This window comes from Streptomyces sparsus (assembly GCF_054776295.1).
The window spans coordinates 1-1,543 of record NZ_BAAHCA010001053.1; the positions used below are offsets into that span (position 1 = coordinate 1).

Genomic DNA, 1,543 nt, shown 5'->3' on the forward strand with positions numbered 1-1,543 from the left:
CGACCGCCGCACCGGGCGCCGGTCTGCCAACCGACGCCGCCGTTCCCGAGTGGGGTCACGAGCCGGCTGCCGGCGTCAGCGACCCGGCCCGGGAACTGACCCGGCTGCTCGACCGGTTCCGCGACGACGTCCGCGACGCCTCCCGGGACCACGGCGTCGACCAGGAGCAGTTGCGCGAGGTGCGCCGCCACCTCTCCACCGCCGCCGCCCATATCGGTGTGGTACTGCGTCCGCCACCCGGCAGCTGAGCCGCGCCCCGGCCCGCCCTCCGGGGCGGCCGGGGCGGCTGCACCGCTCAGCCCGCGGGTTCCGGCGATGCGGCGCCCGCCCCGTCGAGGCGCTTCTCGAACCAGTGGTCGGCATAGGGGCCGTGGTGATAGGCGGGGATCTCCCGGTAACCGTGCCGGGCGTAGAGCGCCCTGGCCTCCACCAGGTCGCGTCGGGTGTCCAGTCGCACCACACGGGCGCCGAGATCGCGTGCCGCCCGCTCGACGGCGGCCAGCAGGGCCGCGCCGCCACCCGCCCCACGGTCCTCCGTGCGCACGAACAGGCGCGCCAGCTCTGCCACTTCCGGCTCCAGCAGCCGCACGCCCGCGCACCCAGCCGGCGCTCCCGCCCTGCGGGCGACGAGGAACACACCGTCGGGCGGGGTCAGATCACCGCTCGGCTCGTCGGCCATCGCCGCGGCGACCTCACACGGATCGGCCTTCCGCCCGTGGTACCGCCCGACGATCTCCGTGTAGTAGGCGCGCAGCAGCTGCTCGGCCACCGGGTCGTCGACGGGTTCGGGCATGACGTTCCAGTCCATCCGGCCATTGTCGCCACGCCCGCAAGCGCCTTTCGCCCGTCGTCCGGCTTCACCGGTCCCACCGGTTCCGGCTGCCGTGCGGATTCAGCGACCCGACCGCCGCCCGGTCCGCGTTCCCGCCCACGGACGACGTCGGCCCCGCTGCCGTCCCCGCACGATTAGGCCGTCGGCACTGCCACACGCCGCTTTTCGGCCTTTCTACGGATGATCTTACCGAATACTCGCTATGCGGCTTTCCCGGCACTACGGTGCTGCCGCATCGACCGACCGAGAACGGCTTGAAGGGGGAACCATCCATGCGCATGCGCTCGATCGCGGTCCTCGCGTCCGCCGCGGCTTTCGCAGGTGTTGTGGCGACCGCGCCCACCGCCTCGGCCGAGCCCAATCCGCCGGGCTGCGGCAAGGGCAACTTCTGCGCCTACACGGGCCAGAACCAGACCGGCACGCTGGTGGTCCGTTCCGCGGGCAACTGGTCCGGCAGCGCCGCGGTCCGCTCCGTGTTCAACAACGGGGTCGTGTATCCCGGAGCGGACCACATCCAGCTGACGTGGACCTACAACGGAAACACCTGGAGCCGCTGCCTGCACTACAACCCGGGCCCGGGCCAGTACAAGATCAACTTCGTTTCCGGTGTGGTGATCAAGTCCGCCACCTGGCGCGGCGAGTGCTGACACCCGCCGGACGCACCACCTGACAGACCCGGCTGCCGGTCCGCCTTCGCCCGCCGGCCGGCAG

At 72.5% G+C, this 1,543-nt stretch carries 2 protein-coding genes and 1 pseudogene; 2 read left to right on the plus strand and 1 reads right to left on the minus strand.

The features are described 5' to 3' along the window. Positions 1-248: pseudogene (locus tag ACYVE9_RS26220) on the plus strand (PadR family transcriptional regulator); the annotation flags it as partial. 47 nt (positions 249-295) lie between these two features. Here ACYVE9_RS26220 and ACYVE9_RS26225 read toward each other — a convergent pair. Further along, complete coding sequence (locus ACYVE9_RS26225; protein WP_461030379.1) at positions 296-808, minus strand: GNAT family N-acetyltransferase; 513 nt, start codon at positions 806-808, stop codon at positions 296-298. A 296-nt stretch (positions 809-1,104) separates the two neighbouring features. Between ACYVE9_RS26225 and ACYVE9_RS26230 the strand changes: the two genes are divergently transcribed. Further along, entirely contained in the window at positions 1,105-1,479 is a 375-nt protein-coding gene (locus ACYVE9_RS26230) for a hypothetical protein (RefSeq protein WP_461030380.1), read from the plus strand. Positions 1,480-1,543: the final 64 nt, after the last annotated feature.

Coding starts and splice junctions, on each gene's coding strand:
- ACYVE9_RS26225 (WP_461030379.1), bottom strand. CDS start 808: ATGGACTGGAACGTCATGCCCGAACCCGTCGACGACCCGGTGGCCGAG.
- ACYVE9_RS26230 (WP_461030380.1), top strand. CDS start 1,105: ATGCGCATGCGCTCGATCGCGGTCCTCGCGTCCGCCGCGGCTTTCGCA.